General features: G+C 75.0%; 30 protein-coding genes. 14 read left to right on the forward strand and 16 right to left on the reverse strand.

The features are described 5' to 3' along the window. The first annotated feature begins 21 nt into the window (after positions 1 to 21). The gene (locus ACQPYX_RS25390; protein ID WP_433800051.1) at positions 22 to 402 is read left to right on the forward strand and encodes a hypothetical protein; all 381 of its coding nucleotides are present in this window, start codon (positions 22 to 24) and stop codon (positions 400 to 402) included. A 487-nt stretch (positions 403 to 889) separates the two neighbouring features. Here ACQPYX_RS25390 and ACQPYX_RS25395 read toward each other — a convergent pair whose 3' ends face one another. Together ACQPYX_RS25395 and ACQPYX_RS25400 are read right to left on the reverse strand one after the other, a co-directional pair. Beyond that, entirely contained in the window at positions 890 to 1,501 is a 612-nt protein-coding gene (locus ACQPYX_RS25395; protein ID WP_433800052.1) for a VOC family protein, read from the reverse strand. After that, entirely contained in the window at positions 1,498 to 2,760 is a 1,263-nt protein-coding gene (locus ACQPYX_RS25400; protein ID WP_433800053.1) for an NAD(P)/FAD-dependent oxidoreductase, read from the reverse strand. The genes ACQPYX_RS25395 and ACQPYX_RS25400 overlap by 4 nt, the downstream gene beginning before the upstream one ends. A 153-nt stretch (positions 2,761 to 2,913) precedes the next feature. Here ACQPYX_RS25400 and ACQPYX_RS25405 point away from each other — a divergent pair, with 153 nt between their 5' ends. The 3 genes from ACQPYX_RS25405 (at position 2,914) to ACQPYX_RS25415 (ending at position 5,690) form a co-directional block, all read left to right on the forward strand. Continuing rightward, positions 2,914 to 3,534 carry a L,D-transpeptidase gene (locus tag ACQPYX_RS25405; protein ID WP_433800054.1) on the forward strand — a complete coding sequence of 207 codons (621 nt, stop codon included), beginning with the start codon at positions 2,914 to 2,916 and terminating at the stop codon, positions 3,532 to 3,534. Between the two features lie 262 nt (positions 3,535 to 3,796). Then, a complete protein-coding gene (locus ACQPYX_RS25410; protein ID WP_433800055.1) occupies positions 3,797 to 4,483 on the forward strand; it encodes an SDR family oxidoreductase in 687 nt (228 codons plus the stop codon). Between the two features lie 49 nt (positions 4,484 to 4,532). Next, positions 4,533 to 5,690 (forward strand): acyl-CoA dehydrogenase family protein, encoded by a 1,158-nt coding sequence (locus ACQPYX_RS25415; RefSeq protein ID WP_433800056.1) that lies wholly within the window; start codon positions 4,533 to 4,535, stop codon positions 5,688 to 5,690. Positions 5,691 to 5,781: 91 nt separating this feature from the next. On the opposite strand, the gene ACQPYX_RS25420 is transcribed toward ACQPYX_RS25415, so the two are convergent. From ACQPYX_RS25420 to ACQPYX_RS25440, 5 genes are all read right to left on the reverse strand, one after another. Continuing rightward, a complete protein-coding gene (locus tag ACQPYX_RS25420) occupies positions 5,782 to 7,107 on the reverse strand; it encodes an LLM class flavin-dependent oxidoreductase (RefSeq protein WP_433800057.1) in 1,326 nt (441 codons plus the stop codon). Next, entirely contained in the window at positions 7,107 to 7,562 is a 456-nt protein-coding gene (locus tag ACQPYX_RS25425; RefSeq protein WP_433800058.1) for a MaoC family dehydratase, read from the reverse strand. Before ACQPYX_RS25425 ends, ACQPYX_RS25420 begins: the two co-directional genes overlap by 1 nt. Positions 7,563 to 7,592: 30 nt before the next feature. After that, positions 7,593 to 8,771, reverse strand: coding sequence for a putative lipid II flippase FtsW (gene ftsW, locus ACQPYX_RS25430; protein WP_433800059.1), 1,179 nt, complete (start codon positions 8,769 to 8,771; stop codon positions 7,593 to 7,595). 79 nt (positions 8,772 to 8,850) lie between these two features. Continuing rightward, positions 8,851 to 9,756, reverse strand: a complete 906-nt coding sequence (locus ACQPYX_RS25435) for a cytochrome c oxidase assembly protein (RefSeq protein WP_433800060.1) — start codon at positions 9,754 to 9,756, stop codon at positions 8,851 to 8,853. A 39-nt stretch (positions 9,757 to 9,795) separates the two neighbouring features. Next, positions 9,796 to 10,332, reverse strand: a complete 537-nt coding sequence (locus tag ACQPYX_RS25440) for a recombinase family protein (protein WP_433800061.1) — start codon at positions 10,330 to 10,332, stop codon at positions 9,796 to 9,798. Positions 10,333 to 10,760: 428 nt separating this feature from the next. Between ACQPYX_RS25440 and ACQPYX_RS25445 the strand changes: the two genes are divergently transcribed. From ACQPYX_RS25445 to ACQPYX_RS25460, 4 genes are all read left to right on the forward strand, one after another. After that, positions 10,761 to 11,780 (forward strand): hypothetical protein, encoded by a 1,020-nt coding sequence (locus ACQPYX_RS25445; protein WP_433800062.1) that lies wholly within the window; start codon positions 10,761 to 10,763, stop codon positions 11,778 to 11,780. 33 nt (positions 11,781 to 11,813) lie between these two features. After that, complete coding sequence (locus ACQPYX_RS25450; RefSeq protein WP_433800063.1) at positions 11,814 to 12,290, forward strand: DUF1992 domain-containing protein; 477 nt, start codon at positions 11,814 to 11,816, stop codon at positions 12,288 to 12,290. A gap of 157 nt (positions 12,291 to 12,447) precedes the next feature. Next, entirely contained in the window at positions 12,448 to 12,774 is a 327-nt protein-coding gene (locus tag ACQPYX_RS25455; RefSeq protein WP_433800064.1) for a hypothetical protein, read from the forward strand. 80 nt (positions 12,775 to 12,854) lie between these two features. Continuing rightward, complete coding sequence (locus ACQPYX_RS25460; RefSeq protein WP_433800065.1) at positions 12,855 to 13,733, forward strand: alpha/beta fold hydrolase; 879 nt, start codon at positions 12,855 to 12,857, stop codon at positions 13,731 to 13,733. Here the strand turns inward: ACQPYX_RS25460 and ACQPYX_RS25465 are convergent, their stop codons facing one another. Beyond that, on the reverse strand, positions 13,734 to 14,078 hold the full coding sequence (locus ACQPYX_RS25465) for a DUF3040 domain-containing protein (RefSeq protein ID WP_433800067.1): 345 nt from the start codon (positions 14,076 to 14,078) through the stop codon (positions 13,734 to 13,736). A gap of 85 nt (positions 14,079 to 14,163) precedes the next feature. On the opposite strand from ACQPYX_RS25465, the gene ACQPYX_RS25470 reads away from it, so the two are divergent. The 3 genes from ACQPYX_RS25470 to ACQPYX_RS25480 are packed head-to-tail and all read left to right on the forward strand — an operon-like array spanning position 14,164 to position 17,137. Next, on the forward strand, positions 14,164 to 15,465 hold the full coding sequence (locus tag ACQPYX_RS25470) for an extracellular solute-binding protein (RefSeq protein ID WP_433800068.1): 1,302 nt from the start codon (positions 14,164 to 14,166) through the stop codon (positions 15,463 to 15,465). Further along, complete coding sequence (locus ACQPYX_RS25475) at positions 15,462 to 16,346, forward strand: carbohydrate ABC transporter permease (protein WP_433800069.1); 885 nt, start codon at positions 15,462 to 15,464, stop codon at positions 16,344 to 16,346. Before ACQPYX_RS25470 ends, ACQPYX_RS25475 begins: the two co-directional genes overlap by 4 nt. Further along, positions 16,343 to 17,137, forward strand: coding sequence for a carbohydrate ABC transporter permease (locus tag ACQPYX_RS25480; protein ID WP_433800070.1), 795 nt, complete (start codon positions 16,343 to 16,345; stop codon positions 17,135 to 17,137). The genes ACQPYX_RS25475 and ACQPYX_RS25480 overlap by 4 nt, the downstream gene beginning before the upstream one ends. On the opposite strand, the gene ACQPYX_RS25485 is transcribed toward ACQPYX_RS25480, so the two are convergent. Further along, positions 17,134 to 17,673 carry a TetR/AcrR family transcriptional regulator gene (locus tag ACQPYX_RS25485; protein ID WP_433800071.1) on the reverse strand — a complete coding sequence of 180 codons (540 nt, stop codon included), beginning with the start codon at positions 17,671 to 17,673 and terminating at the stop codon, positions 17,134 to 17,136. The genes ACQPYX_RS25480 and ACQPYX_RS25485 overlap by 4 nt on opposite strands. 78 nt (positions 17,674 to 17,751) lie before the next feature. On the opposite strand from ACQPYX_RS25485, the gene ACQPYX_RS25490 reads away from it, so the two are divergent. After that, a complete protein-coding gene (locus ACQPYX_RS25490; protein WP_433800072.1) occupies positions 17,752 to 19,212 on the forward strand; it encodes an MFS transporter in 1,461 nt (486 codons plus the stop codon). A gap of 135 nt (positions 19,213 to 19,347) precedes the next feature. Here the strand turns inward: ACQPYX_RS25490 and ACQPYX_RS25495 are convergent, their stop codons facing one another. Then, complete coding sequence (locus ACQPYX_RS25495; protein ID WP_433803806.1) at positions 19,348 to 20,847, reverse strand: amidase; 1,500 nt, start codon at positions 20,845 to 20,847, stop codon at positions 19,348 to 19,350. Then, positions 20,760 to 21,083: a putative quinol monooxygenase gene (locus tag ACQPYX_RS25500; RefSeq protein ID WP_433800074.1), complete on the reverse strand. Its 324-nt coding sequence runs from the start codon at positions 21,081 to 21,083 to the stop codon at positions 20,760 to 20,762. Before ACQPYX_RS25500 ends, ACQPYX_RS25495 begins: the two co-directional genes overlap by 88 nt. A 58-nt stretch (positions 21,084 to 21,141) precedes the next feature. Here ACQPYX_RS25500 and ACQPYX_RS25505 point away from each other — a divergent pair, with 58 nt between their 5' ends. Together ACQPYX_RS25505 and ACQPYX_RS25510 are read left to right on the forward strand one after the other, a co-directional pair. Then, positions 21,142 to 21,957 carry a helix-turn-helix domain-containing protein gene (locus tag ACQPYX_RS25505; protein WP_433800075.1) on the forward strand — a complete coding sequence of 272 codons (816 nt, stop codon included), beginning with the start codon at positions 21,142 to 21,144 and terminating at the stop codon, positions 21,955 to 21,957. Further along, positions 21,954 to 22,376, forward strand: coding sequence for a VOC family protein (locus tag ACQPYX_RS25510; RefSeq protein WP_433800076.1), 423 nt, complete (start codon positions 21,954 to 21,956; stop codon positions 22,374 to 22,376). The genes ACQPYX_RS25505 and ACQPYX_RS25510 overlap by 4 nt, the downstream gene beginning before the upstream one ends. Here the strand turns inward: ACQPYX_RS25510 and idi are convergent. From idi to ACQPYX_RS25535, 5 genes are read right to left on the reverse strand one after another with little or no spacing between them, the layout of a single operon-like run. Further along, on the reverse strand, positions 22,366 to 22,947 hold the full coding sequence (gene idi / locus ACQPYX_RS25515) for an isopentenyl-diphosphate Delta-isomerase (protein ID WP_433800078.1): 582 nt from the start codon (positions 22,945 to 22,947) through the stop codon (positions 22,366 to 22,368). The two genes, ACQPYX_RS25510 and idi, sit on opposite strands and share 11 nt — an antisense overlap. 4 nt (positions 22,948 to 22,951) lie before the next feature. Then, the gene (cynS, locus tag ACQPYX_RS25520; protein ID WP_433800079.1) at positions 22,952 to 23,404 is read right to left on the reverse strand and encodes a cyanase; all 453 of its coding nucleotides are present in this window, start codon (positions 23,402 to 23,404) and stop codon (positions 22,952 to 22,954) included. A 55-nt stretch (positions 23,405 to 23,459) separates the two neighbouring features. Then, positions 23,460 to 24,119, reverse strand: coding sequence for a hypothetical protein (locus ACQPYX_RS25525; protein ID WP_433800081.1), 660 nt, complete (start codon positions 24,117 to 24,119; stop codon positions 23,460 to 23,462). Beyond that, positions 24,116 to 25,093: a hypothetical protein gene (locus ACQPYX_RS25530; RefSeq protein WP_433800082.1), complete on the reverse strand. Its 978-nt coding sequence runs from the start codon at positions 25,091 to 25,093 to the stop codon at positions 24,116 to 24,118. Before ACQPYX_RS25530 ends, ACQPYX_RS25525 begins: the two co-directional genes overlap by 4 nt. Continuing rightward, positions 25,090 to 25,542: a hypothetical protein gene (locus ACQPYX_RS25535; protein WP_433800083.1), complete on the reverse strand. Its 453-nt coding sequence runs from the start codon at positions 25,540 to 25,542 to the stop codon at positions 25,090 to 25,092. The genes ACQPYX_RS25530 and ACQPYX_RS25535 overlap by 4 nt, the downstream gene beginning before the upstream one ends. Between the last annotated feature and the right edge of the window lie 20 nt (positions 25,543 to 25,562).

Consider the following 25,562-nt stretch of genomic DNA (forward strand, 5'->3'; position numbering starts at 1 on the left):
CCTAGGACAGGATCACCGCTCGTGGACGTCCTGACGCGCATCGGACTCGTGGAGCTGGCCTTCGGCGCGGTGCTCGGGTGGGCGGTGGCCGCCACCATGATCACGCCGCAGCTCGTCGAGCGGGTCGGCGTGCGCAAGCCGCGGCGCATCCTCCAGGCCCACCTCGACTACGTGATCATGGGGATCATCCTGATCGCGGTCGGCCTCGCGGTCCCGGGGCTGCCGACGTGGCTGGCGGCGACGATCGTGATCGGCACGTGGCTGAACCCGACGCTCTTCCTGCCCCTCGCCTGGTCGCCGCGCGCCGCGTCCCGGACCTGGTTCCAGGTCCTCAGCGTCATCTCGTTCACGCTCACCAGCGGCGGACTGGTCGGTGCCGCCGTGGTGGGCCTCGTGCGGTGAGGGGCGCACCTGCCCCTGCGCCGGTGCGTCCCGCACACGGTCTCGGCGGGACACACCCCCTGCCCGTGCCGTTGCGTCCCGCACACGGTCTCGGCGGGACGCACCCCCCGCCCGCCCCGTTGCGCCCCACACACGGTCTCGGCGGGACGCACCCCCCGCCCGCCCCGTTGCGCCCCACACACGGCCGGACCGGGCCACACCCCACGCCCGCGCCGTTGCGCCTCGCAACGCCGACGCGGAGGACTCCGGATCGCTGCGACCGGGTGCGCGACGCAACGCGAGCGCGGACCAGCGCCCACCGCCGCGACCGTGCGCGCGCCGCAACGCGGCCACCGGTGAGCGCGAACCCGCTCCAGCCGTGTGCGCGACGCAACGCGAGCGCGGACCAGCGCCCACCGCCGCGACCGTGTGCGCCCCGCAACGCGGCCACCGATGAGCGCGAGCCGCTCCAGCCGTGTGCGTGGCGCAACGGCCGGGTCGCGAGCCGTCAGAGCGTGACCGGACCGCCCGGGGTCGTGAGCTCCGCCCGCAGCGCCACCGGCCCCGGCGTCACCGTGACGCGGTCGCCGAGGTGGCCGACCAGCCCGTCCTGCACCAGCCCGGCGCGCAGGGCACCGGCGTCGGGCGAGGACAACACCAGGCGGGAGAGGGCGAGCCCCGCGTCGGCGAGCCCGGACGACGGGTGCCCGCCGTCCCAGGCGATCAGCGACGGCCAGACACCGGACCCGTCGACCGGGAACGAGCCGTCGTCGGGAACGGTCAAGGACCACGCCAGGTCGTCGCGCGCCAGACGCAGGACCGGCCCGGGCCGACCGGACAACGTCGGCAGGCGCAGCACCCAGTGCACGAGCCGCGGCGGGCCGACGAAGCGGTCGAGCGCGAACCAGCGCGGACGGCCGGGGGACGGCGCCTCGGGGTCGACCGCGATCAGCTCGAGGTAGGTGCCGTCGTCGAGGTTCCACAGGGCGTTGTGGGTGCCGAACCGGTCGTGCCGGGCACGACCCGCGGGCTCGACCCCGAGTCGGTCGACGAGCCACGGGACGCCCTCGGCCAGCGACCCGCACGCGACGACGAGGTGGTCGACGCCCGGGACCCTCACGACGAGGCGGCCTTGCGCGCCGCCCGCTGCCGGCGCTCCTCGGCCTTCTCCAGCCCCTCCGACCAGCTCGCCCGGTTGAGGATGAGCCGGCGGTACTGCATGACCTCGGCGCGCTTGTCGACGGCGAGCGCGCCGACGAGCCGGTCGCCGCAGCGGTAGAGCGCGACGAACGCACCCTCGTCCTCCGAGCCCATGACGATCTCGGTCTCGACCTGGGGGTGGTCGTCGTCGGCGCGGGAGACGCCGACGAACTGGATGCGGCTCTCGTACCAGTCCGACCAGAAGTACGGCACGGTCTCGTAGGCCTTCGCCGACGCCGGGTCCACGGCGTTGCGGGCGGCCAGCGCACCCTGCTCGGACGCCGAGGTCCAGTGCTCGAGGCGCATCGGGGTGCTCAGCACGTCGTCGAAGAGCGCGTTGGGCCAGCGGGCGACGTCCCCGGCCACGTAGACGCCGGGCGCGGCGGCGAGCGTCTCGTCCGCGACGATCCCGTTGTCGATCGTCAGCGACGACGACTCCAGCCACCCCGTGTTCGGGGTCGCCCCGATCCCGACGACCAGCACGTCGGTCGGGATCTCCGTGCCGTCGCCGAGGACGACCGACTCGACGTGCCCGGTACCGGTCACCTTCTCCACCGAGGCGCCGGTGAGCACGGTGGTGCCGTGCCGCTCGTGGATCGAGGTCAGGGCGCGTCCCATCCGCTCGCCGACCCCGCGCACCAGCGGCACCGGCAGCGCCTCGACGATCGTCACCTCGAGGCCGCGCTTGCGGGCGACCGCGGCGATCTCCGAGCCGATGAAGCCGGCGCCCACCACCGTGACCCGCGGCGTGCCCTGCCGGAGGAGCTCCCGCAGGTGCAGCGAGTCGTCCAGGGTCCGCAGCGTCACCACGCCCGCGAGGTCGGGCGTGCACACCGAGGCGGGCAGCGGGCGGGCGTCGGCGCCGGTCGCGATGACGAGGCCGGAGTACGACAGCTCCCGGCCGCCGACGGTCACGGTGCGCGCCTCGACGTCGAGCGACTCGGCGGGTGCCCCCAGCACCAGCTCGACGTCGAGCTCGGCCAGCTTCTCCTGCTCGCGGTAGGTGGGGTCGCGCGGGTCCTCGTCGCCGAGGTGCTCCTTGGACAGCGGCGGCCGGTCGTACGGGAGGTGCTCCTCCGCGCCGACCAGCGCGATCGACCCGGAGAACCCGTCGTTGCGCACGGCTTCCACCGCACGCAGACCTGCCAGCGACGCACCCACCACCACGAGATCGGCCACGTCCCGACCCTAGCGACCGTAACGCGCTCTACGGCAGTCCTTCGTGTTCCGGAGTCCACTCATCCTTTCGGGGTAGTGCGCTAACACGTCCGGCCCATCGGAGCGATCTCGACAGCACAACGGTCGGAACGAGGTCGGGGGGTCGCGATGCGGATGGCCAAGGTCGGGATGGCCGGGTCGGCGGTGCTCGTGCTCGGCGCGCTCGGCGTGACGACGGGGCTCGGCCTGTCCGACGTCGGGGTCGAGCGGCCCGCGGCCGTCGCGGCGCCCGCCGCGCCGCTCGCCGTCGTGCCGCCGGTGCTGCCCGCCGCGGCCGGCGTGACGACCCTGCCGGTGACCACCACGACGAAGCCGACCGCGACCCGCGCGAAGGCCACGACGACCCGGGCGAGCCGGACCGCCTCGACGGGCGACACGTCGTCGGGACTGCCCTGCTCGATCAGCGGCGACGGGGCGTGCGTGTCGCTCTCGGCGAAGCGCGCGTGGCTGGTGCAGGACGGCAAGGTCGTGCGCAGCGCGCCGATCACCAGCGGCCGGCCCGGCGAGCGCACCCCGACGGGCACGTTCCACGTGACGTGGAAGGACGCGGACCACCGGTCCAGCCAGTTCAACGACGCGCCGATGCCGTGGTCGGTGTTCTTCAACGGCGGCATCGCCTTCCACACCGGCAGCCTGTCGCGGCAGTCGGCGGGGTGCATCCACCTGTCCGACGCCGTCGCCCGGCAGTTCTTCCGCACGCTCGCGGTCGGCGACACCGTCGTCGTCGTGAAGTAGGACGACGACCCGGCGCCTCGTGGGGCGAGGCGCCGGGTCGCGGCACTGGGAACCGTTCGGGGCAGTTCCCGACGAGCGGACGCGGGCCAGCTGGGGAACGAAACGCCACGCCGGTGCTCGTCACCGTCCGTTCCGGATCGGTGCCCCGTTCAACGGCGCGGGGCACCCGTCGTGACGCGTCCGGGCCGGGGTGCACACGGTGGGGTGGATCGTCCGGTATGAGGTGTGAACCGATGAAGTTCCACGTCGTTATGGTTCCCCCGTGAGCTCCCAACGTCCGCTCGCCCTAGTCACGGGCGCCTCACGCGGCATCGGCGCCGCGGTCGCCACCGCCCTCGCGCCGACCCACGACCTCCTCCTGGGCGGCCGGGACGCCGCGGCCCTCGCCGCGGTCGCCGCCCGACTGGGTGAGCGGGCGCTCCCGTGGCCGGTCGACCTCACCGACCCCGACGCCCTCGCCGGCGCGACCGAGCGGATCGACGAGCTGGACGTGCTGGTGCACTCGGCCGGGGTCGGGATGCTCGGGACGGTCGCCGAGCTCGACGTCGCGACCTGGCGGCGGCAGTTCGAGGTCAACGTCGTCGCGGTGGCCGAGCTGACGCGGCTGCTGCTCCCGGCGCTGCGCACGGCCCGGGGCACCGTCGTCTGCGTCAACTCCGGGGCGGGGCTCGCCGCGCGGCCCGGATGGGGTTCGTACGCGGCGTCGAAGTTCGCGCTGAAGGCGTTCGCCGACGCACTGCGGGGCGAAGAGCCCGACCTACGGGTGTGCTCGGTGCACCCGGGGCGGGTCGACACCGACATGCAGCGCGAGGTGGTCGCGCACGAGGGCGGCACCTACGACGGCTCGCGCTACCTGCGGCCCGAGTCGGTCGCGGCGGTGGTGACGGCCGCCGTCACGGCGTCGCGCGATGCACACCTCACCGATCTGGTCGTGCGGCCGACCGGCTGACGGTGAGAATGCTGGGCAGACACCGTCGTTCCCCCAGGAGGCCCCCGCCGTGGATCCGTCCGACTTCGCCGACGTCCTGACCTCGGTCCGCGAGTTCGTCCGCGAGCAGGTCGTCCCGCGCGAGGACGAGATCGAGGAGACCGACGAGGTCCCCGCCGAGCTCCGGGAGGCGTGCAAGGCCATGGGCCTGTACGGCTTCGCGATCCCGGAGGAGCACGGCGGGATCGGGCTGTCGATGGCCGAGGAGGTCGAGCTCGCGATGGAGCTCGGCTGGACCACGCCGTCGCTGCGCTCGCTGTTCGGCACCAACAACGGCATCGCCGGCCAGGTCCTGCTCACCGGCGGGTCGAGCGAGCAACAGGCCGAGTGGCTCCCGCGGCTGGCCTCCGGCGAGGTGGTGGCGTCGTTCGCGCTGACCGAGCCCGACGCCGGGTCGGATCCCTCCTCGCTCACGACGAAGGCCGTGCGCGACGGGGACTCGTGGGTGATCAGCGGCGCCAAGCGCTGGATCACCAACGCGCCGTTCGCCGACGTGCTCATGGTGTTCGCGCGCACCGACCCGGACGCCGCGCCCGCCCGCGGCATCTCGACGTTCCTCGTGCCGACCTCCGCGGCCGGGGTGAGCTTCTCCGAGCACGACGCGAAGATGGGGCAGCGCGGCTCCTGGACCTGCGAGGTCTACCTCGACGACGTCCGTGTCCCCGCCGAGAACCTGATCGGGGGCGAGGAGGGCCTGCACCGCGGGTACGTCACCGCGCTGAAGTGCCTCGCGCACGGCCGGCTGCACATCGCCGCGCTGTGCATGGGCATGGCGGCGCGCCTGGTCCACGAGACCGTCGAGTTCGCCACCCAGCGCGAACAGGGCGGGCACGCGATCGCCACCTACCAGCTCGTCCAGGGCCTCGTCGCCGACTCGGTCACCGACTGGCACGCCGGCCGCGCCCTGGTCCGTGAGGCGGCGAAGGCCTACGACGACGGGTCGGACAAGGTCACCGGCCCGTCCACCGCGAAGTACTTCTGCTCGGAGGCGGTCGGGCGGATCGCCGACCGGGCGGTGCAGGTCCACGGCGGGTCCGGCTACATGCGCGGCGTGCCCGTCGAGCGGATCTACCGTGACGTGCGGCTGTTCCGCATCTACGAGGGCACGAGCCAGATCCAGCAGGTCATCATCGCGCGCGGGGCGCTGGGCAGGGCGGCGCGTTCCTGACGACGGCCTCGACGGCAGGAAAGCGTCGTCGCTGCCACTGGGTGACAGCAACGACGCTTTCCTGCCACGGGGGCCACGGGGGCCACGGGCGTCACCGCAGGGCCAGGCGCTCCCGGAGGGTGCCCGCCACCGGGGACGCGGGCATCCGGCCGCGACGGCGCAGCTCCGGCACGACGAACCGGGCCACCTGTTCGAACGTGCCGGGTGTGACCGCGTAGGCGAGGTTGAACCCGTCGGCGCCGGTCTCGTCGACCCAGTGCTCCATCCGGTCCGCGACCTCGGTGCCCGACCCCACGGCGACCGGACCGCGCCCGCCCACCGCGAGGTGGCGGGCGACCTCGCCGACGGTCCACTCGCGATCGGGGTCGTCGGTGGTGAACGAGGCGAGGGCGGAGCGCCCGGCGTCGGACTCGACGTAGCGCAACGGCTGGTCGGGGTCGATGCCGGTGAGGTCGAGCCCGGTCCAGCCCGCGAACAGGGCGAGGGCCCCCTCGAGCGAGAACGACTCCAGGTACTCCGCGTACAGCTCCTCGGCCTCGGCGGTGGTCCCGGCGACCACCGGCGCGAGCTGGCAGTACACGGTGACCGCGGCGGGGTCGCGGCCGGCGTCGGACACCGCGGAGCGCAGCCGGTCGACCTGACCCGCCAGCACCGTCGTCGACGGCCCGGACATGAACACGGCCTCCGCGTGGCGCCCGGCGAACGCGAGCCCGCGCGGCGACGCGCCCGCCTGGAAGATCACCGGGGAGCGCTGCGGGGAGGGCTCGCACAGGAACGGGCCGGGCACGTCGTACCAGCGGCCGTGGAACGCGATGTCGTGCACCTTCGCCGGGTCGGTGTAGATCCCCCCGGCCGCGTCGCGGACGACGGCGTCGTCCTCCCACGACTCGTGCCACAGCCGGCGGCACACCTCGAGGTACTCGTCGGCCTGCTCGTAGCGCTGGTCGTGCGCGAGCTGCTCACCGAGACCCAGGTTCGCCGCGGCGCTGGCCAGGTAGCCGGTGACGACGTTCCAGCCGACCCGGCCCTTCGTCAGGTGGTCGAGCGTGGTGAACCGGCGCGCGAGGGCGTACGGGTGCTCGTAGGACGTGGAGACGGTGACGCCGAACCCGAGGTGCTCGGTCGCGGCGGCCATCGCCGACACCGGCATCATCGGGTCGCCGAGCGGGAGCTGGATGCCGGCCCGGACGGCGGCGTCGCGGGACCCGCCGGCGACGTCGTAGACCCCGAGCACGTCGGCGAGGAAGAGCGCGTCGAACCCGGCGTCGTCGAGCAGCCGGGCGAGGGACGTCCAGTGGTCGAGGTCGGTGTAGCGGAACCCCTGGTCGGACGGGTGCCGCCACAGTCCGGGCGACTGGTGGCCCGCGCACATCATGGCGAAGGCGTTGAGGTGGATCCGGGGGCGCACGGCAGGCATCAGAAGTACGCGCGCGTGACCCACTCGGCGATGCAGGCGGGCTTCGGGGCGCCCTCGATCTCGACGGTGACCTTCGAGACCACCTGCACCCCGCTGTCGGGCAGGTCCTCGGCCTCGGTGATCGTCACGGTCGCGCGCACCCGGCTGCCGACCCGCACGGGCGCGGGGAAGCGCACCTTGTTCAGGCCGTAGTTGACGCCCATCCGCACGCCGTCGAGCCGGCGCGCGGAGTTGGCGAGGTGCGGGAGCAGCGACAGCGTGAGGAAGCCGTGCGCGATCGTGCCGCCGAAGGGGCTGTCCTTCGCCTTCTCCGGGTCGACGTGGATCCACTGGTGGTCCTCGGTGTCGTCGGCGAAGCCGTCCACCCGGGACTGGTCGACCGTGAACCACTCCCCCGGGCCCAGCTCGCGACCGATGGCCTCCCGCACGCCGTCCACGCCCGCCAGGATCTCCACGTGTGCCTCCTCGAGTGATCTCCACCGACCCTAACGCCGGAGCGCGACCCGGGCGTCCGGTTCGTCGCGGGCGGCCGAGGCGAGCAGCCCGAGCGAGATCATGCTCACGATCACCGAGCTCCCACCGGCCGAGATCAGGGGCAGCGTGATCCCGGTGACCGGCAGCAGGCCGAGCACGTAGCCGATGTTGATGACGGCCTGCGCCACCAGCCACACCGTCAACGTGGCCACCACGACCCGGTTCCACGGGTCGACGGTCCGCGCCGCGATCCGCAGCCCCACCCACGCCAGCAGCGCGAACAGGCCGAGCACGGCGCAGGCGCCCACCAGGCCGAGCTCCTCGCCGAGGATCGCGAAGACGAAGTCGTTGGAGGCGTTGGGCAGGTAGCTCCACTGCGCGGCGCCCTGCCCGAGGCCGTCGCCGAGCAGCCCGCCGTCGGCGAGCGAGTACAGCGCCTGCTGCGACTGGTAGCCCGCACCCAGCGAGTCGTCGCCGCTGCCCAGGAACGACGTCAGGCGGGCGAGCCGGTAGCTCGCGGTCACCGCCAGGACCCCGACGGCGCCCAGCGCCCCGGCGCCGAGCAGCCCGAGCAGCCGACCGGACAGCCCGGCGAACCACAGCAGGGCGAACAGCACGACGACGATGCCGAGCGCGGAGCCGAGGTCGGGCTCGACGACGACCAGACCCGCCGTCAGGATGCCGACCGGGACCACCGGGAGCAGCCGGCGCACCCCGACGACCCCACGCTGCGCCACCAGCACGTGCGCGCCCCACAGGACCAGCGCGAGCTTCGCCGGCTCGCTGGGCTGCAGCGACAGGCCCCCGACGACGAACCACTTCTGCGCGCCCGCGACCGACGAGCCGAGGCCCGGCACCAGCACGGCGACGAGCGCGACGAGGCTCGCCCCGAGCACCCACGGGCTCGCGACGCGCCAGCGCCGCACCGGGACGCGGCCGGTCAGCCAGAACGCGACGCCGCCGACGGCGCAGTAGACGAGCTGGTGGAGGAAGACGCCGTAGGGGCTGCCGGTGCGGGTCAGCGAGTCGATCGAGGACGCCGACAGCACCATGACCAGCCCGAGGCCGGCGAGCACCACGGTGAGCCCGACGACGAGGTAGTACGACGCCAGCGGGCGCTGCAGCGTCGCCGCCACGGTCCGGCGCAGGGCGACGACGTGGGGGGCGACGGGGCTGCGCGCGGTGGGCACGCCGCAGAGCCTCCGGCAGGAGCGTTCCCGACGGCGGGACGTGCCCGACCTGCGTGCCCCGGCAGCATCCGGACAGACGTCACCGTCCGGGCTGCTCCCACCAGAGCCCCGAGCCGCGCTCGCCGGCGGCCTCCTGCTCGTCGAGCTCGGCGTCGACGCGGCGCGCCTCGCGGGCGTCCGCCGCGGCGAACCGGGCGGCGATCGCGCCGAGGAACGGCAGCCCCGCGAGGTCCCCGCCGATCCACCAGACCCCGGCGCCGATCGCCTGGTCGTCCCGCAGGCTCGGGCCCCAGGCGCGGTCGACGGCCGTGTAGTGGGCGACGGCGAGCAGCGGGCCGAGCCAGAGCACCAGCCCGAGGACGCCGTCGGTGACGACCTCGGCGATCGCGATGCCGAGGGTCAGCCCGTGGTGGGTGGTCCGCGGCACGGGGTCGATCTGCAGCCGGCTCACGGCGTAGAGCAGCCCGGCAGCGAGGAGGCCCAGCGAGACGAGCCCGCTGACCGTCGCGCTCCGCAGCTCCAGCGGGTAGAGGCCGGTGAGGTAGAGCAGGAACGGCGGGCCGACGAGGGCGAGCGTCGCGATCCCCGGCGCGCAGGCCGCCCGCGCGGGGCCGGAGCGCCGCAGTCGGCCGAGGGTCGCGACGGCGGGTGCGGGCAGGGTCGCGCGGGCCAGGGTCAGCGGCGCGGCGGCCGCCAGCAGCATCGGCGCGACGACCAGCAGGACGACGCCCTGGACCGCGCGGGCCCAGAACAGGGTGTCGTCGTAGACCGCGATCGCGCTCGCGGAGACCAGGACCAGCAGGACGAGGGCGGATGCGAACGCAACGGTGCGCCGGACCGGCCACGGGGAGGCGAGCCGGCGCAGCCCGAGCCCGTAGCCGCCGCCGAGGAGGGCGACGCCGCCGAGCGCGCCCGGTGCGAGGGTCCAGGACGTGAGCAGGCGGGCACCGGTCAGTGGCGGCAGGCCCGCCCCCGGGACGATCACCGGCGCAGTGCACGCCGGTCGGTGTACGCCCGGCGTGAGCTACGTGGGACGGCGCAGGTGGCCGTACACGGTCGTGCGCGGGACGTCGAGCTTCTCCGCGATCTCCGTGACCGACCGGCCCTGGTCGTAGAGCCGCTGCGCCTCCGCCGCGGCCTCGGCGCTCAGCCGGGGCGGACGACCGCCCCGACGCCCGCGGGCCCGCGCCGCGTCGAGCCCGGCGCGCGTGCTGGCCGAGACGAGGGTGCGCTGCAGCCCGGCCAGCAGGTCGAGGGTGGGGAGCACGCCCGCATCGGAGTCGGAGGTCGTGTCGACGTCCTCCTCCAGCGAGCGCAGCTCGGCGCCCACCGATCGCAGCCGCTGCCCGACCTGCACCAGGTGCAGCACCGACGAGGCCAGCCGGTCGAGCCGGGTGACCACGAGGACGTCGCCGCGGCGCAGGTCACCGAGCACGGCCTCCAGCTCCGGCCGCGCGCCGCGGGTGCCGAGCGACGTGTCGACCCGGATCCGCTCCGTGGGCACCCCCTCCGCCTGCAGCCGCGCGACCTGGTCCGAGGCGTCGTCCGTCGCCGATGCCACCCGTGCGTAACCGCGCAGCACTCCGGCCCCCCTCTCGACGTCGATACGGAGGAGGCATCGCCGCAGAGCCACGTTCCGTAACGCCGCCGATGGCGGCAGTGATCACGGTCCGGATCTCCGGACGGCGTGATCAACGGTGCGGAAACCGCTTCCGTCGGCGGGGTCGCGGCGGATCGTCGCAGGTGGAACACCTCGGGAGGGCGACAAGAACCCGGTACGCTCTGTCACCGATTCGTGGGCGTGGCGACCGTCCGGCGCCCACCGTTCACGACTTCGTGATGCAACCGTGACCTCGTTCGGACCTCCGGAGCGGCCCGCGCGCGTCCGAAACGGTGGAACCTCCCGGAACGACACGCTGTGCGAGCGGCCGTCGAGGTACCGCCGAACAGAGCAGGACCCGTCCGGGTCCACGGGAGGAGTGGGTGGACGTGCGCAAGACCGTCGCGATCGGGGTGGCCATCGTGGTCGCCGTGCTGGCGGTCCTGGCCGCCGGAGCGATCGGCAGCCCCGTGGCCTGGGCGGCCGCTGCCGTCCTCGTCGTCGTGGCCGCCGTGGTGGTCGCGACCGTGTCCCTGCCCCCGACGCTGCAGAACGTCGTCGTCGGCCTCGGGGCCCTGCTCGGCCTCGTGGCGATCGCGGTCGCCGTCGCGGAGTTCGGGGTGCGCGGCTTCCGCACCGACTCGACCGCGACGCTGCTCGGCCTGACCGCCGGCCTCGCGGGCCTGCTCGTCGTGGTCGGCGTCGTCGCGGCCCGCTCGCTGCCCGCCCCCGCGCTGTGGGGCGGCGCCGGCCTGCTCGCGGCCGTCGCGCTGGTCGCGGGGCTCGTCGTCACCGCGACCGTGCCGTGGCTGCCGCTCTCCCGCGCCGTCGGCTACACGACCGCCGACGCCGCCACCCAGGTCACGCTGTCCACCCCGGCCGGGGTGGAGGAGGGCGACACGCTCGTCGCCCAGGTCTTCCGCTCCGGCGCCGGCCAGGTGACCCCGCCGGCCGGCTGGACCGCGCTGCGCACCACCGCCCTGCCCGGCGGCACCGGCTCGGTCTCGCTGTTCACCTCGACCGCCCAGGGGGAGACCGGCCCGGTCACGTTCACCTCCGACTCCCCTGCGACGCTGCTCGGCGGGATCGGGGCCTGGTCGAACATCACCGGCGTCACCGCGCCCGGTGAGACCACCGGGACCGGCGGGGCGGTCACCGCGGCCCCCGCGCCGGAGGGCAGCTCCACGCAGGTCCTGTACTTCGTCGCGGGCACCGGCGTCGCCGACATCACGCCGCCGGAGCCGCTGACCGACGCCTGGACGGTGAAGGCCGACGACGTCGTCAAGGCCACGACCGTGCTGGTCGCCCGCCCGGCCCTCTCGGCCGACGCGGCCGCCCCGGTGTCGCTGACGCCGACCGCGCCGTTCGGCTCCTGGGCCGTGCAGACGGTGGTGCTCGCCGCGCGGTAGCGGGCCCCCTCCGGCTCGGGCACCGTGGCAGGGGTGCGGGGCGAGCCGGGCGAGACCTACTGGGAACGGTACGAGTCGCTCGTCGACGAGCAGATCCGCCGCGCCACCGCGGCGGGCGCGTTCGACGACCTGCCCGGGGCGGGGAAGCCCCTCGACCTCCCCGCCCGGGACGACGAGCACTGGTGGGTCCGTTCGAAGATGCGGGCCGAGGGCGTGTCGACCGACGCCCTGCTGCCCCCGTCGCTGCGGCTGCGCAAGGACATCGAGCGGCTCGACGACGACGTGCGCGACCTGGCCGACGAGGCGGCCGTGCGCGCCGTCGTCGCCGACCTCGACCGTCGCGTCGTCGCGTTCCTGCGCTCCCCGACGGGGCCGCGGGTGCCGATCCGCCGTCCCTCGGCCGACGCGGTGGTCGCCCGCTGGCGCGTCGCCCGGGCCGCGACTGCTCCGGAGCCGCCCGCGGCGGCGCCGACGCCGAGCCGTCGCCGGTGGTGGCGGCGGCGGGCCTGACCGTCCCCCGACCTGGCCGTGTGCGCCTCGCAACGGCGCTCCGCGAGGAGGCGACCCCCCTCAGCCGTGTGCGCCCCGCACACGCGACATCGGGGCCACATCCCGGTCACACGGACAACACACGGCTCGGCCAGAACCACGGCCCAGGCTGCGGATCATGACCGCACCGAACTCCCCCGCCTGGTACGACACCGCCGCGACCCGGGCCCCCGCGCCCGCCCCCGAGAACGACCCCGCGACCGAGCGCACGCAGACGCTCGGCGCGACCGCACCCGTCGTCGGGAAGACCCGGCGCACCGTGAGCGCCCGGATCGCGGCCGCGATCGGCGTGGTGGCCTTCCTGCTCGGCGTCGGCGTCTCGGCCCTGACCGGCCCGCTGCTCGGCGGGCCGGGCGGCCCGGGCGGTCCGGGTGACGGCGGGCAGGGCGGCCCGCCCGGGACGAGCCAGCAGTCGGGCACCACCGGCACGGGCACCGGCACCTAGATCACCTCTGGCGCTCCGGCCCCCGGGCGGGACAGACTCCTGACCCGCCCGGGGATCCCCACCGTCGAGGAGCCAGCCGCATGACCGAGCCCACCCGCATCGACCTGCCCTCCGCGGGCGGCCACACGCTGGCCACGTTCCGGTGGCTCCCCAAGGGCGAGGCGCGCGGCGTCGTGCAGCTCACACACGGGATGGGCGAGCACGTGCGCCGCTACCAGCACCTGGCCGACCGGCTCACCGGGCTCGGCTTCCTCGTGCAGGGCCAGGACCACCGCGGGCACGGCGCCACCGCGGAGGCGAACGGGACCGAGCCCGGCGTCCTGGGCGAGGGCGGGTGGGCCGAGCTCGTCGCCGACATCGGGCGCCTGCTCGAGCGCGGCCGCGAGGACACGCCGGGGGTGCCGGTCGTGCTGCTGGGCCACAGCATGGGCTCGTTCGCCGCCCAGCAATGGCTGCTCGACCACTCCGCGGAGGTCGACGCCGCGGTCCTCACGGGAACCTCGCTGCTCGACCAGCTCGAGGCCGCCATCGACACGAGCGGGCCCATCGACCTGTCGGCCTTCAACGCCCCGTTCGCGCCCGCGCGCACCGACTACGACTGGCTCTCCCGCGACGAGGCCCAGGTCGACGCCTACGTCGCCGACCCGTGGTGCGGCTTCGGCCTCGACCCGGCCGGCGGCGCCGGGATGTTCGAGGGCGGTCGGGCCGTGGCGGACCCGCAGCGCCTCGACGCGATGCAGAAGGACCTGCCGATCTACATCGCGGTCGGCGAGCACGACCCCGTGGGCGGCCCCGTCGTGCTCGCGCAGGCCCTGGCCGACCGCTACGGCAACGCGGGGCTGACCGACGTCACGTTCCGGGTCTGGGCCGACGACCGCCACGAGATCCTCAACGAGGTCGACCGCGACGACGTGGAGAACGAGCTCGTCGACTGGATCACGCGCGCCGTGAAGCGCTGATCACCACAGCGGGCGGACCCGGGCGAGCACCACGCCGACGACCGGCGGCACGAGCACCGGGGAGAAGGCGGTGCCGATCGCGCCGAGCGTGAGGAGCACCGCCGCCTGCAGGTGGATCCCGAGGGTCAGCGGGATCAGGCCGAGCAGCACCGTCGCGACGAAGCCGAGCAGCGTCATGATCTGCCCGCTGCGCAGGCGGTGCGGCTCGGAGAACCGGCGGGCGAATCGCGGATCGCTCGTGCGGAGCGCCCCGACGAGGGCGGCGAAGCGGCGGTCGACCGGGGAGCGTCCGCCGTCGGCACGGGGGGAGTCCGGACGCTGATCGTCCTCGTCAGACGGGTGCACGGCTCCAGAGTGACCCGAGGCCGTCCATGAACACACCGTGGGGTCGGACACGCGGTGTAGGCGCGCTCCGCGCACACTGAGCCGCATGGGGGTCCCGCGCCGCGTCGCGCTCGCCGCGCTCGGCCTCGGCGCGGTCGGGCTCGCGGGGTGCTCGGCCCCGGTGTGGCAGGGCTTCGGGTTCGACACGGTGCGGCCGGCGGCGGACGACGAACTGCTGGTCACGCTGTGGGGCACCGCCGCGGAACGGCGCGCCTTCAGCGCACTGGCCGAGGGCTTCCGCGCGAGCACCGGTGTCCCGGTCCGCTTGCAGGCCGTGCCGTTCTCCCGCCGCGGCACCACCGTCGACACCGGCATCCGGGCCGGCGCGCCGCCGGACGTCTTCCGCGTCACGTACAACGACGTCGGGCTCTACCGCGACGCGGGCGTCCTCGCACCGCTGCCGGACTCGGCGGCGCTGCGCCCCGCGTTCGGCGAGCAGTTCTGGGCGGCCGTGACAGGGCCCGGGAGCGACACCGCCGTCGCCGTCCCCCATCACACCGACACCTCGATGCTGCTCGTCGACACGGCCGCGGCGCAGGCGGCGGGCCTCGGTGCGCTGCCGACCGACCCCGAGGCGGCGTGGGACTGGGACCGCTTCCTCGACGCGTGCCGCCGCCTGGCCGCCCTGCGCCCCGGCCGGGCCGCCACCGCGGTGAACTGGCAGTCCGACGGCGCCTACCGCTGGCTGAACTGGGTCGACCAGGCCGGTGGACGGCTGCTGACCCCGACCCTCGACGGGGCGGTCCGCCCGCCCGACGACGGGCTGCGCGCCGCCCTCGACCTCACCCGCCGACTGTTCGTCGAGGGTCTCGTGCCGCGCTCCACCTCGACCTCCGGCGGCGTGACCACCGACGAGCTGTTCAGCGCGGGCACCGTCGCGTCCGCGTTCGTCGGGAACTTCTCGCTGGGCGACCTGGAGGGCGCCCCGGCGTGGACCGCGGTCCCGCTTCCCCGTGCCGCGCAGGCGTCCGCCGACCTCGGGGGCAACGCGCTCGCCGCCACCGTCGGCCCGCGCACCGAGCAGTCGCTGGCCTTCCTGCGATGGTGCGTCACCCCGGAGAACATGGCCGCCTTCTGCTCCGCCGCGTCCGCCCTGCCGACCCGCTCCGACGTCCCCGCCGCGTCGCTGCGCTACCCCACCGCCCCGGAGGCCATGGCCCGCTACGTCGCCCAGGCCGCGACCGTGCGCCCCCCGCTCGTCGAGCAGGTGACGATCCCGCGCGCCGCGGCGGTGACGGCCGAGCTCGCCGACGGGCTGGAGCGGGCGTTCCTCGGCGACCCCACGACACCGACAGCGGAGTACGCGGACGCGCTGGCGGCGGCCGTCGACCGGGCGGTGCGGCGGTGAGGGCGGTCCGGGCGCACGCCTCGGCGTGGCTGATGCTCGCGCCCGTCCTGGTCGTCGTGGTCGTGTTCATCGCCTACCCGCTGATCGGGGCGGTGGCGACGTCGCTGACCCGCGACACCGGGCTGGGGGCGGCGCGCGGCGTCGGGCTCGCGAACTACGCCGAGCTCGCCCGGGACCCGGTGTTCTGGCGCGCCACGGCGAACACGGTCGGCCTGACGGTGCTGCTCGTCCCGCTGGTGCTGGGCTCGGGTCTCGGGATCGCCCTGCTGCTGCGCCGCCTCACCAGGGGCCGTGCCCTGCTGCAGGCCGTCTTCCTCGCCCCGTACGTCGTGTCCGGGGTGGTGATCGCGCTGCTCGGGCGCACGGTGTTCGACGAGAACGTCGGCATCGTCAACCGGGCGCTGCGCGGGATCGGGCTCGACGACGTGCCCTGGCAGTCGTCGTCGGCGGCGGCGGGGCTGTCCGTGCTGATCGTCCTCGTCTGGGCCCGCAGCGGGCTCGCCGTCATCGTCTACCTCGCCGCGCTGGCGGACGCGCCGCGCAACCAGCTCGAGGCGGCCGCCCTCGACGGGGCCGGACCGTGGGACCGGCTGCGCCACGTCCTGCTGCCCCACCTGCGCCCGACGACGGTCTTCCTCGCCGTCGTCGTCGTGGTGGAGACCTTCCGGACGTTCGACGTCGTCTACGTCATGACCGGCGGCGGGCCGCAGAACGCGACCGAACTGCTCGTCACGTACTCGTACGCGCAGGGCTTCGACGCCCGCGCCCAGGGCTACGGGACCGCGATCGGTCTCGTCGTGCTCGCCGTCGTCGGGATCGGGACGGCGCTGTGGTGGCGGGTGCAGGCCCGCACCGAGGACACGGCGGTGGTGGAGCGATGACGAAGGTGCGCGTCACCGTGACGATCCTCGTGGTCGTCTGGCTCTTCCCGCTCTACTGGATGCTCGTCACCGCGCTGTCGGCGCCCGGCGTCGTCGCGGCGGGCCGCCAGCCCGTGTTGCCGGAGGCGCCCACGCTGCAGGGCGTGCGGACCGCGGTCGGCGAGTTCCCCTTCCTGACCTGGGTGGGGAACTCGGCGGCGATCGCGGTCGTCGCCGTCGCGGCGAACCTCGTCATGAGCCTGCTCGCCGGCTACGCGCTGGCCAAGCGCCGCTTCCCCGGGCGCGCGGCCGTATCGGTGTTCGTGCTCGCGACCCTGACCGTGCCCGCCGAGGTGCTGCTCATCCCGCAGTTCGACCTCGTCGCCTCGATCGGCTGGGTCAACTCGTTCTGGGCGGTGATCGTGCCGCGCGCCGCGGACGCGTTCGGGGTGCTGCTGGCGCGGCAGTACATGCTCTCGATCCCCGACGAGGTGATCGACGCCGCGCGCGTCGACGGGGCCGGTGAGCTGCGGGTCCTGCTCGAGATCGTGCTGCCGGTGTGCCGCCCGGTGATCGCGGTGATCGTCACCGTCTCGTTCATGTACCGCTGGAACGAGTTCGCCTGGCCGCTCACGGCGCTGCCCGACCCCGACCGCGCGACCCTGACCGTCGGCCTGTCGTTCCTCCAGGGCCAGTACGCCACCGACTACCCGACGCTGATGAGCGGCGCCGTCCTGTCGGTGCTGCCGGTGCTCGTGCTGTTCGTCGCGGCGCAGCGGGCCTTCGTGTCCGGCCTCGGCGCGCAGCGTTAGGTCCCGAGCAGGCGCCGCAGGGTCGTGTCCCAGTCGCGCGTCAGGGGCGTCGACCGCTCCCCCGCGATCGCGCGCAGGTAGATGCCGTCGCCGAGCGCGGCGATCAGGTCGGCCGTCAGCTCGTCGCCGGTCTCCTCGGTGAGCACGGCGTGCCAGGCCGCCATGGACGCCCGTGCGGTCGCCGCGGCCGCCTCCTCGGTGCCCGCGACCTTGAGCACCGCGACCATCGCGCGGAAGAAGTCGCTGTCGCGCGCGGGGTCGTCCGCGGACGTGCGCAGGTAGTAGTGCGCCACCGTCTCGGTGCCCGCCGCGGCCGCCGCGCGGGCCGTGGCGATGTCGGCCTCGGTCAGGGTCCGCACCCGCTCCAGCATCCCGGCGAGCAGGGCCTCCTTGGAGCCGAAGTGATAGAGCAGGCCGCCCTTCGACACCCCTGCGCGCGCCGCGACCGCGTCGAGGGTGACGGTCTCGGGGCCCTCGCTGACCACGTGGTCGACGTAGGCGTCGACGATCCGGTCCCGCTGGGACGGTCGAGGCATGCGCGGGACCGTACACCGTCCAGCTGGTACAGTTTCGTAACTGTACCGTCCGGACTGTCGAGAAACAGGAGTCGCGTCATGTCCAGGCGAGCCCTCGCCCTGGGGGTCCTCACCGCCCCGGTCCTGCTGATCACCCTCGACATGACCGTCCTCGGCGCCGCGCTGCCCGCGATCAGCGAGGACCTGCGGCCGGGTGCGGCGACCCAGCTGTGGATCGTCGACGTCTACTCGTTCGTCCTCGCGGGCCTCCTCGTGGTCGCCGGCTCGCTGGGCGACCGCATCGGCCGGCGCCGCCTGCTGCTGATCGGGACGGCGGCGTTCGGGGTCGCGTCGGTCGTCGCCGCCTTCGCGCCCACGGCCGGGGCGCTCGTCGCCGCGCGCGCCCTCCTCGGGCTCGGCGGCGCGACCCTGATGCCCTCGACGCTGTCGCTGATCAAGACGGTGTTCCCCGAGCCGGACGCGCGGCGCCGCGCCATCGGCGTGTGGGCCGCGATGTTCTCCGGCGGTGCGGCCGCCGGCCCGGTGATCGGCGGCTGGCTGCTCGAGCACTTCTGGTGGGGCTCGGTCTTCCTGGTCAACGTCCCGGTCTGTCTCGCGCTCCTCGCCGTGGGCCCGTTCCTGCTGCCCGAGAGCCGCGACCCGCACCCGGGCCGCTTCGACCTGCTCTCCGCGGTCCTCGCGCTCGCGACGATGCTGCCGGTGGTCTACGCGGTGAAGTCCGTCGCGACCAGCGGGCTCACGACGACGGGGGCCGTGGCCGCCGTCGTCGGGATCGCCTCCGGGGTGGTGTTCGTGCGCCGGCAGCGGACCCTGCCCGACCCGCTGATCGACCTCACGCTGTTCTCCCACCGGGCGTTCTCGGTGTCGGTCGCGACGAACACGCTGTGCGTCTTCGCGCTGATCGGCCTGCTCGTGCTGGTGCCGCAGTACCTGCAGCTGGTGCTCGGGATGTCGCCGCTGACCTCGGCGATGTGGCTGCTGCCCGGCAGCCTCGCGGGGATGGCGGGCGCCCTGGTCGCGGCCCGTCTGGCCCGCCACGTCGCGGTGCGCCGGCTCGTGACCGGCGGGCTCACCGTGGCCGCGGTCGGCTTCGGCTCGGTGGCCCTGCTGGCGGCGGGCGCCGGACCGGTGGTGATCGTGGTCGGTCTGGCCGTGGCCGGGCTGGCGGTCGCCATGGTGGAGACGTTGACGACCGACCTCGTGCTCACCTCGGCGCCCACCGACCGGGCCGGTGCGGCCTCGGCGATCTCCGAGACCGGTTTCGAACTGGGCGGCGCCCTGGGCATCGCCGTGCTCGGCAGCGTCACCGCGGCGGTCTACGCGGCGGGCCTGCCGGCGGGCGTCCCGGGCGAGACCCTCGGCGGCACCCTCGCCGCGGGCGGCGACCCGGCCGTGGCCGGTCCGGCGTTCACCCTGGCCCTGGCCGTCGCGGGTGCGGTCGCCGGGATGGTCATCGCCTACGCCGCGTGGCAGGCGCGGTTGCTGCGTCCGGCGGAGTCGGCCGCGGACACCCCGGAGTCGGCACTGGCAGAGCGCTGACATCTGTCGTCAGCGACGGCGCCACTCGCACATCCGCCCTGGTCACCGGCGGGACAACTGCTAGGCAGTCGATCATGTCGAGCGCGACGTCTCGGCTGTCGCGCTCGACATGATCAACTGCCTAGCGAGCCGACCTCAGGTCGCCACCGGCGGCACGGCGCGCGCGTACCCGGTGGCCGCCTCGTGGGCGAGCGCGACCTCGAGCACCCGGCGGTCGTCTCCCGGTGGGCCGATCAGCTGCACCCCGACGGGCAGGCCGCCGGGCGTGAACCCCGCGGGCATCCCCATCGCCGGGACGCCGGCCATCGACCACGGCGCCACCGTCTCCATCCAGCGGTGGTAGGTGTCCATCGTCCGGCCGGCGATCTCGCGCGGCCAGGTGACCTCGACCGGGAACGGGTGCACCTGGGTCGCCGGGGCGACGAGCACGTCGAACCGGCCGAACATCCCGACGACCACGCGGAACCACTCCGCCCGGACGGCGGCGGCCCGGTGGACCTGCAGCGCGGAGAGCGCCAGCCCCTGCTCGATCTCCCAGACCAGTTCGGGCTTGAGCTCGGAGCGGTGCGACTCGAGCAGCGGCGCCATCTCGCACGCGTTCCACCAGCGCCAGACCAGGAACGCGTCCCACAGCGCGTCGAGGTCGAACGGCGGCACGACCTCCTCGACGGTCGCCCCGAGCGTCGCGAACACGTCCACCGAGCCGCGGCGCGCGAGGTCGAGCAGCCCGTCCTCGCACGCCAGGCGCCCGCCGAGGTCGCCGAGCCACCCCACGCGCAGCGACGTCGGGTCGACCGGCGCCAGGTCGGTGAGGTCCAGGGGATCGGCGCGGTCGAGCGGACCGACCGGCGCACCCGTCGTCATGACCGAGAGCAGAGCGGCGAGATCGGTGACGGAACGCGCCATGGGCCCGGCCTCGCCGAGCTGCGCGACGAAGCCCGGCACGCCGGGGACGCGGCCGCGCGAGGGCCGCAGGCCGTACACCGAGGTCCACGCGGCGGGGTTGCGCAGCGAGCCCATGTAGTCGCTGCCGTCGGCCGCGGCGAGCATCCGGCAGGCCAGCGCCGCGGCGGCGCCACCGCTGGAGCCGCCGACCGTGCGGGTCGGGTCCCACGGGTTGCGCGTCGCGCCGTGCACCGGGTTGTAGGTCTGCGAGCCGAACCCCATCTCCGGGGTGTTGGTCCGCCCGACGAACACCGCACCGGCCGCCCGCATGCGCGCGACGTGCGGGGCGTCGACCAGCCCGACCCGGTCGCGGAACACCGGCGACCCGGCCGTGAACGGCTGCCCGGCGACCTCGGCCAGGTCCTTCACGGCCTGCGGCACGCCGTGCAGCAGACCGCGTCGGCGACCCGCCGCCGCCTCGTCGTCGAGCGCGGCGGCCTCGGCGAGGACGTCGTCGGGATCGCGGCGGTCGACGACCGCGTTCACCGCCGGGTTCAGCGTGTCGATGCGCGCGAGCGTCGCCTGCGCGACCTCGACGCACGAGACGTCGCGGCGACGCAGCGCGCCGGCGAGCTCGACGAGACCGAGCTCGGTGATCTCGCTCAGCGGGGCTGCACCTCGCCCATCTCGCCCCAGCCGTCCTGCTCGACGCCCTGGATGCTGACGATCTTCGGGGTCTCGGCGACCCAGTCCGGGGCCTCGCCGACGAACTTCTGGAAGTGGTCGGAGTTCACGTGGTCGCCGGCGGTGCCGTCCTGGAACGCCTCGACCAGCTGGTAGGTGTTCTCCTCCTCGAGCGACTTGCTCCACTCGAAGAAGATGTTGCCGGGCTCGTTGCGGGTGGCCTGGGTGAACTCGCGCGAGAGCTCCGGCCAGCGGTCCGCGTACTCCGGCTTGATCGTCCACTTCACGGCGATGAAGATCATGGGTGGATCCTGCCCGAGAGCGCCTTGCGGCACACCCCTGCGCCGCCACACTGTGCGGATGGGCAGGTCCCTCACGCGGCACGTGTACGACGTGCGCGACACCCCGCCGGGCATCCACCGCGCGCTGCCCTCGCCCTGGCTCACGTTCGTCGTCCCGGTCGACGAGCCGCTGCGGATGCGCCGTCCCGACGGCGGGTGTGCGGACTTCCGCGCCTGCCTGGCCGGTCTGCACGACGAGCCGGGGACGATCGTGCACCCGGGCCGACAGGCCGGCATCCACGTCACCGTGGACCCGCTCGCGGCCCGTGCACTGTTCGGCGTGCCCGCCGCGGCGTTGGCCGGCCACTCGGTCGAGGCCGCCGACGTGGTGGGCCGGATCGGGCGGGAGCTCTGCGAGCGCGTGGACGCCGGCGCCACCTGGGGCGTCCGGCTCGCCGCCCTCGACGACGTCCTCGCGCGGCTGCTCCGGGCGCACGACGACGGGTCACGGACCGCCGACGAGGTCCGGCACGCCTGGGGCCGGATCACGGCCGGCGGATCGGTGCGGGACGTGGCGCGGGAGGTCGGCTGGAGCACCGACCACCTCTCGCGCCGCTTCGCCGCCGAGTTCGGGGTCCGGCCGTCGGTGGCCGGCCGGATGGCGCGATTCGACCGGGCCCGGCACGAGATCGTGCGCCGGGCCGGGCGTGGGGCGCTCGACCTCGCCGGGGTCGCCGCCGACCACGGCTACGCCGACCAGGCCCACCTCGCCCGCGAGTTCCGGGCGCTCGCCGGGTGCAGCGCGACGACCTGGGTCACCGAGGAGGTCCGGAGCGGACTGGTCGGATCCGTCCAAGACGACACGGGGGCGGACCCGCGATCCTCGGCGGCATGAACGCGACGCCCGCACCCCAGGTCTGGCCCACGCTGCGCGCCCGCGACGCGCGCGCCCTCATCGACTTCTACGTCTCGGCCTTCGGCTTCACCGAGACCGTCGTGTACGCCGGCGAGGACGGCGTGGTCCACCACGCCGAGCTGGCCTGGCCGCCCGGCGGCGGGATCATGCTGGGGCAGGAGCGCGAGGACGACTCCGGCCGCCACTGGGCCCTCGCCCCCGGCACCTTCGGCGGCTACGCCGTCACCCGCGACGCCGCGCACACCGACGAGATCTTCGCCCGGGCGGTGGCCGCCGGGGCGAAGCCGGTCGCGGAGCCCTACGACACCGACTACGGCTCGCACGACTGCACCCTGCTCGATCCCGAGGGCAACCACTGGCAGTTCGGGACCTACCCCGGGCACCCCGTCACGAGCTGAGCCGCGCCGCGGGCGGCAGCGCCGACGGGTCGCCGGTCGGCCAGCGTGCCGGGTCACCGTGCACGGCGAGCTGCGCGACCTGCTCGACGCACCACGGCGAGAGCTCCGGCCACGAGCCCTGCCGGGCCCCGTCGTGCAGCGTCGCCCAGGGGACGGCCCGCACCTCGTCGACCTCGGCGGGGTCCGGGGCCGGGGCGCCCGTGGCGGTGGCGACGAACACCGGGCACATCTCGTGCTCGACGACGCCGTCCTGCTCGGCGCGGTAGCGGAACCCGGGCAGCACGAGCCGCACCGACCCGACGTCGAGACCCAGCTCCTGCCGACCGCGGCGGACGACCGCCTCGTCGAGGGCCTCCCCGGGCGCGGGGTGGCCGCAGAAGCTGTTGGTCCAGACGCCGGGGAAGGTGCGCTTGTGCGCGGCCCGGCGGGTCATCAGCAGCCGCCCGTCGTCGTCGACGAGGTAGCAGGAGAAGGCGAGGTGCAGCGGCGTCGCCGCGTGGTGCACCTCGGACTTGGCCGCGGTGCCGATGGCGGCACCGTCGGGATCGAGGAGGACGACGAGCTCGGTCACGGCCTCAGAAGACCTTGTACGGCAGGAACTTGCCACTCCAGACGAGCTTCACGCGGTCCCCCTTCGGGTCCTCCTCGCGCTCGAAGTCCAGGCTGAAGTCGATCGCGGACATGATCCCGTCCCCGAACTCCTCCCGGATCAGCTCGTGCAGGGCGCTGCCGTAGACCTGCAGCGCCTCGTGCAGGCGGTAGGTCACGGGCTCGGTGGGGTCGATCGCGGCCTCGCCCCGCACCGGCGGCAACGAGAGCGCCGCGACGGCGTCGTCGTCGAGTCCGAGCAGGCCGCCGACCTTCTGCGCCTGCTCGACGTCGAGGGGCTGCTGGCCGAGCAGGGCGGAGGTCGTCCAGACCAGCGAGCGGTCGAGGGCGTCGGCGAGCTGCTGCCAGCTCAGACCCTTCGCCTCCTTCGCGACCACGACCTCGCGGCCGGCGGAGAGACGGTCGTGGGTGGGGCTCATGGTCGTCGAGCCTGCCACGTCGCACGGCCCGACGAGTGCCCACGCAACACGACCGTCACAGCAGGCACGGTCCGGCACTCGTCGTGAGCGTGGGGCTCCACGCCCCGGTCCACGCGCCGGCGGTGGCCCGCACCCGCAGGTACACGGTGGTGCGCACGATCGCGCGGACGGTCACCGTGGTCGACAGGGCGCTCGTGGTGCCCGCCGCGACCGGCGCGGCGAAGTCGGCGGTGGTCGCGGCCTGGAACTGGTAGGCGGTCGCCGCGGTCGCGGCCGTCCAGCTCAGGGTCGAGGCGACGGCCCCGAGGCCGGTCACCACACCGGTGGTGGACGTGGTGGGGGCGACCGTCGTGGTGGTGGTCGGCGTGGTGACGGTGGTGGTCGACGGGGAGCCCGACGTCGTGGCGGCGGGAGTCGTGGTGGTCGTGGGCGCCGGGGTGGTCGTCGTCGTGGTGGCCGCGCGGGGGGTGGGCGTGGTGGTCGTGGTGACCACCTGGTCCGGGAAGGCCTCGAGCCCCGCGCCGCCCGCCGCGAACCGGGGCGCGCCCAGCAGCCCGCCGCAGGTCCACGCCGTGGCGCTCGCGGTCGTCGTGCCCAGCGCCGAGGCGCGGGCCGTCGCGCTGCCCGGACCGCTGCTCGTCCACGCCGCCCACGCGACCCCGGCCCCCGCGAGCAGCCCGAGGACCGTCGTCACGGCCACCAGCAGGCGGGTCACGGCGCACTCACCACCGTCACCGTGACGGGGATCGAGAACGTCGCTCCCTGGCACCCCGTCTCCGAGACGGTCGACATGCTCACCGCGCCGGCCAGGGTCAGGGTCGTACTCGCGGCGGGGGCGAGGGTGACGCCGGCGGGGCTCTGCGCGGCGAGGGCGACGCCGGTCGTGGCGCACGCCCCGACCCCGCCGCTCGCGGTGGCGGCTCCCGCGGGAGCGACCGTCGCGATCCGTACCCGGTACGGGTTCGGGTTGGTCACCGAGAGCACGGCGGTGCCGCTGCTCCCGGGGGTGAGCAGCCCTGTCGTCACCGCGCTGCCGGCGACGGCGGCGGTGGTCGGGGCGAGGGCGGTGCGCCCGTCCAGCCCCGGGGTGCCCGAGCCGGACGCGAACCAGGCCGCGACGGCCACGCCGGCCGCACCGAGGGCCGCCGCGAGCAGGGCGAGCACGACGACCGTCGTGCTCCGGCTGCGGCGGAACCAGCGGCGTCGACGGGGTCGGGCCGGGCGCTCCGGGCGCTCCGACCGCTCCGGCGGCACGTCCACGGGGACCTCCGGATCGGTCACGCGACGGACCGGGGACGGCCCGTCGTCGGGACGGCGGGGTGGGGCGGGACGCGCGTCGCGCTCCCGCCGCAGCGCCGGCCCGGCCGGGATGCCCCCGGCCGGGGTCGGCCGCGGCCCCCGCCCCCGCGGCACCGCCGGGGACGGGGTCCCGACGGCGGGTCCGGTCGCGTCGACCACGTCCACCGGGACCGGGAACGCCCCGGACGGCACGGCGAACCCGGCACCGGGCCGCTCCGGGGCGGCCGGGCGGCCGGGGACGCGGAGCGGCTCGGTGGGCGCGTCGGGGTGGACCGGGCGCCCGCGCTGCGGGCCCGCGAGGTGGCGGGGACGCCTGCCCGGCAGCGGGATCGGGCCCGTGCGCTCGACCGGGCCCCGCCCCTCCCGCTGGAGCAGCGAGTCGACCTTCACCCCGCCGCGGACGCCAGGTTGGCGTTCAGCGGCATGCTGAACGTCTTGCCCTGGCAGCTGTTGTCGGGGTCCTTGATCATCGTCGCGGTGAGCGTGTAGTCGGCGGTCCCGTTCGCCGCGATGGTGCCGGGCGGGTTCGTCAGGCCCGGGCTGGTCACCGTGCCGGCCGGGCAGGTGCCGGCCGCGTCCGACGTGCTGGCGGTGATGCTCACGACCTTCACCGGGTAGGGGTTCGGGTTGTTGATGGTGACCGTGTACGGCGTCGTCGCCCCGGGGTAGAGCGCGGTGCCCCGCGAGCTCGAGCTGATGGTCGAGTTCACGGCGACGGTCGAGGTCGTCTCCCCGGTCCCGGTCCCGGTGGACAGGTAGGCCGCGAACGCGACACCGGCGCCGGCCAGGACGAGCAGGACCCCGCCCAGGACGGCGAGACGCTTGCGGTTGTTGGTCATGATCCGTCGACCTGTCCGGG

The organism is Actinomycetospora sp. CA-084318 (genome assembly GCF_050955885.1).
Lineage (GTDB): Bacteria > Actinomycetota > Actinomycetes > Mycobacteriales > Pseudonocardiaceae > Actinomycetospora.

Bases quoted from the DNA above. Each gene is read 5' to 3' on its own strand.
- ACQPYX_RS25505 (WP_433800075.1), top strand. From the start codon at position 21,142: ATGGGCAGGTCCCTCACGCGGCACGTGTACGACGTGCGCGACACCCCG.
- ACQPYX_RS25490 (WP_433800072.1), top strand. From the start codon at position 17,752: ATGTCCAGGCGAGCCCTCGCCCTGGGGGTCCTCACCGCCCCGGTCCTG.
- ACQPYX_RS25470 (WP_433800068.1), top strand. From the start codon at position 14,164: ATGGGGGTCCCGCGCCGCGTCGCGCTCGCCGCGCTCGGCCTCGGCGCG.
- ACQPYX_RS25500 (WP_433800074.1), bottom strand. From the start codon at position 21,083: ATGATCTTCATCGCCGTGAAGTGGACGATCAAGCCGGAGTACGCGGAC.
- ACQPYX_RS25405 (WP_433800054.1), top strand. From the start codon at position 2,914: ATGGCCAAGGTCGGGATGGCCGGGTCGGCGGTGCTCGTGCTCGGCGCG.
- ACQPYX_RS25510 (WP_433800076.1), top strand. From the start codon at position 21,954: ATGAACGCGACGCCCGCACCCCAGGTCTGGCCCACGCTGCGCGCCCGC.
- ACQPYX_RS25480 (WP_433800070.1), top strand. From the start codon at position 16,343: ATGACGAAGGTGCGCGTCACCGTGACGATCCTCGTGGTCGTCTGGCTC.
- cynS (WP_433800079.1), bottom strand. From the start codon at position 23,404: ATGAGCCCCACCCACGACCGTCTCTCCGCCGGCCGCGAGGTCGTGGTC.
- ACQPYX_RS25460 (WP_433800065.1), top strand. From the start codon at position 12,855: ATGACCGAGCCCACCCGCATCGACCTGCCCTCCGCGGGCGGCCACACG.
- ACQPYX_RS25455 (WP_433800064.1), top strand. From the start codon at position 12,448: ATGACCGCACCGAACTCCCCCGCCTGGTACGACACCGCCGCGACCCGG.
- ACQPYX_RS25420 (WP_433800057.1), bottom strand. From the start codon at position 7,107: ATGCCTGCCGTGCGCCCCCGGATCCACCTCAACGCCTTCGCCATGATG.
- ACQPYX_RS25485 (WP_433800071.1), bottom strand. From the start codon at position 17,673: ATGCCTCGACCGTCCCAGCGGGACCGGATCGTCGACGCCTACGTCGAC.
- ACQPYX_RS25535 (WP_433800083.1), bottom strand. From the start codon at position 25,542: ATGACCAACAACCGCAAGCGTCTCGCCGTCCTGGGCGGGGTCCTGCTC.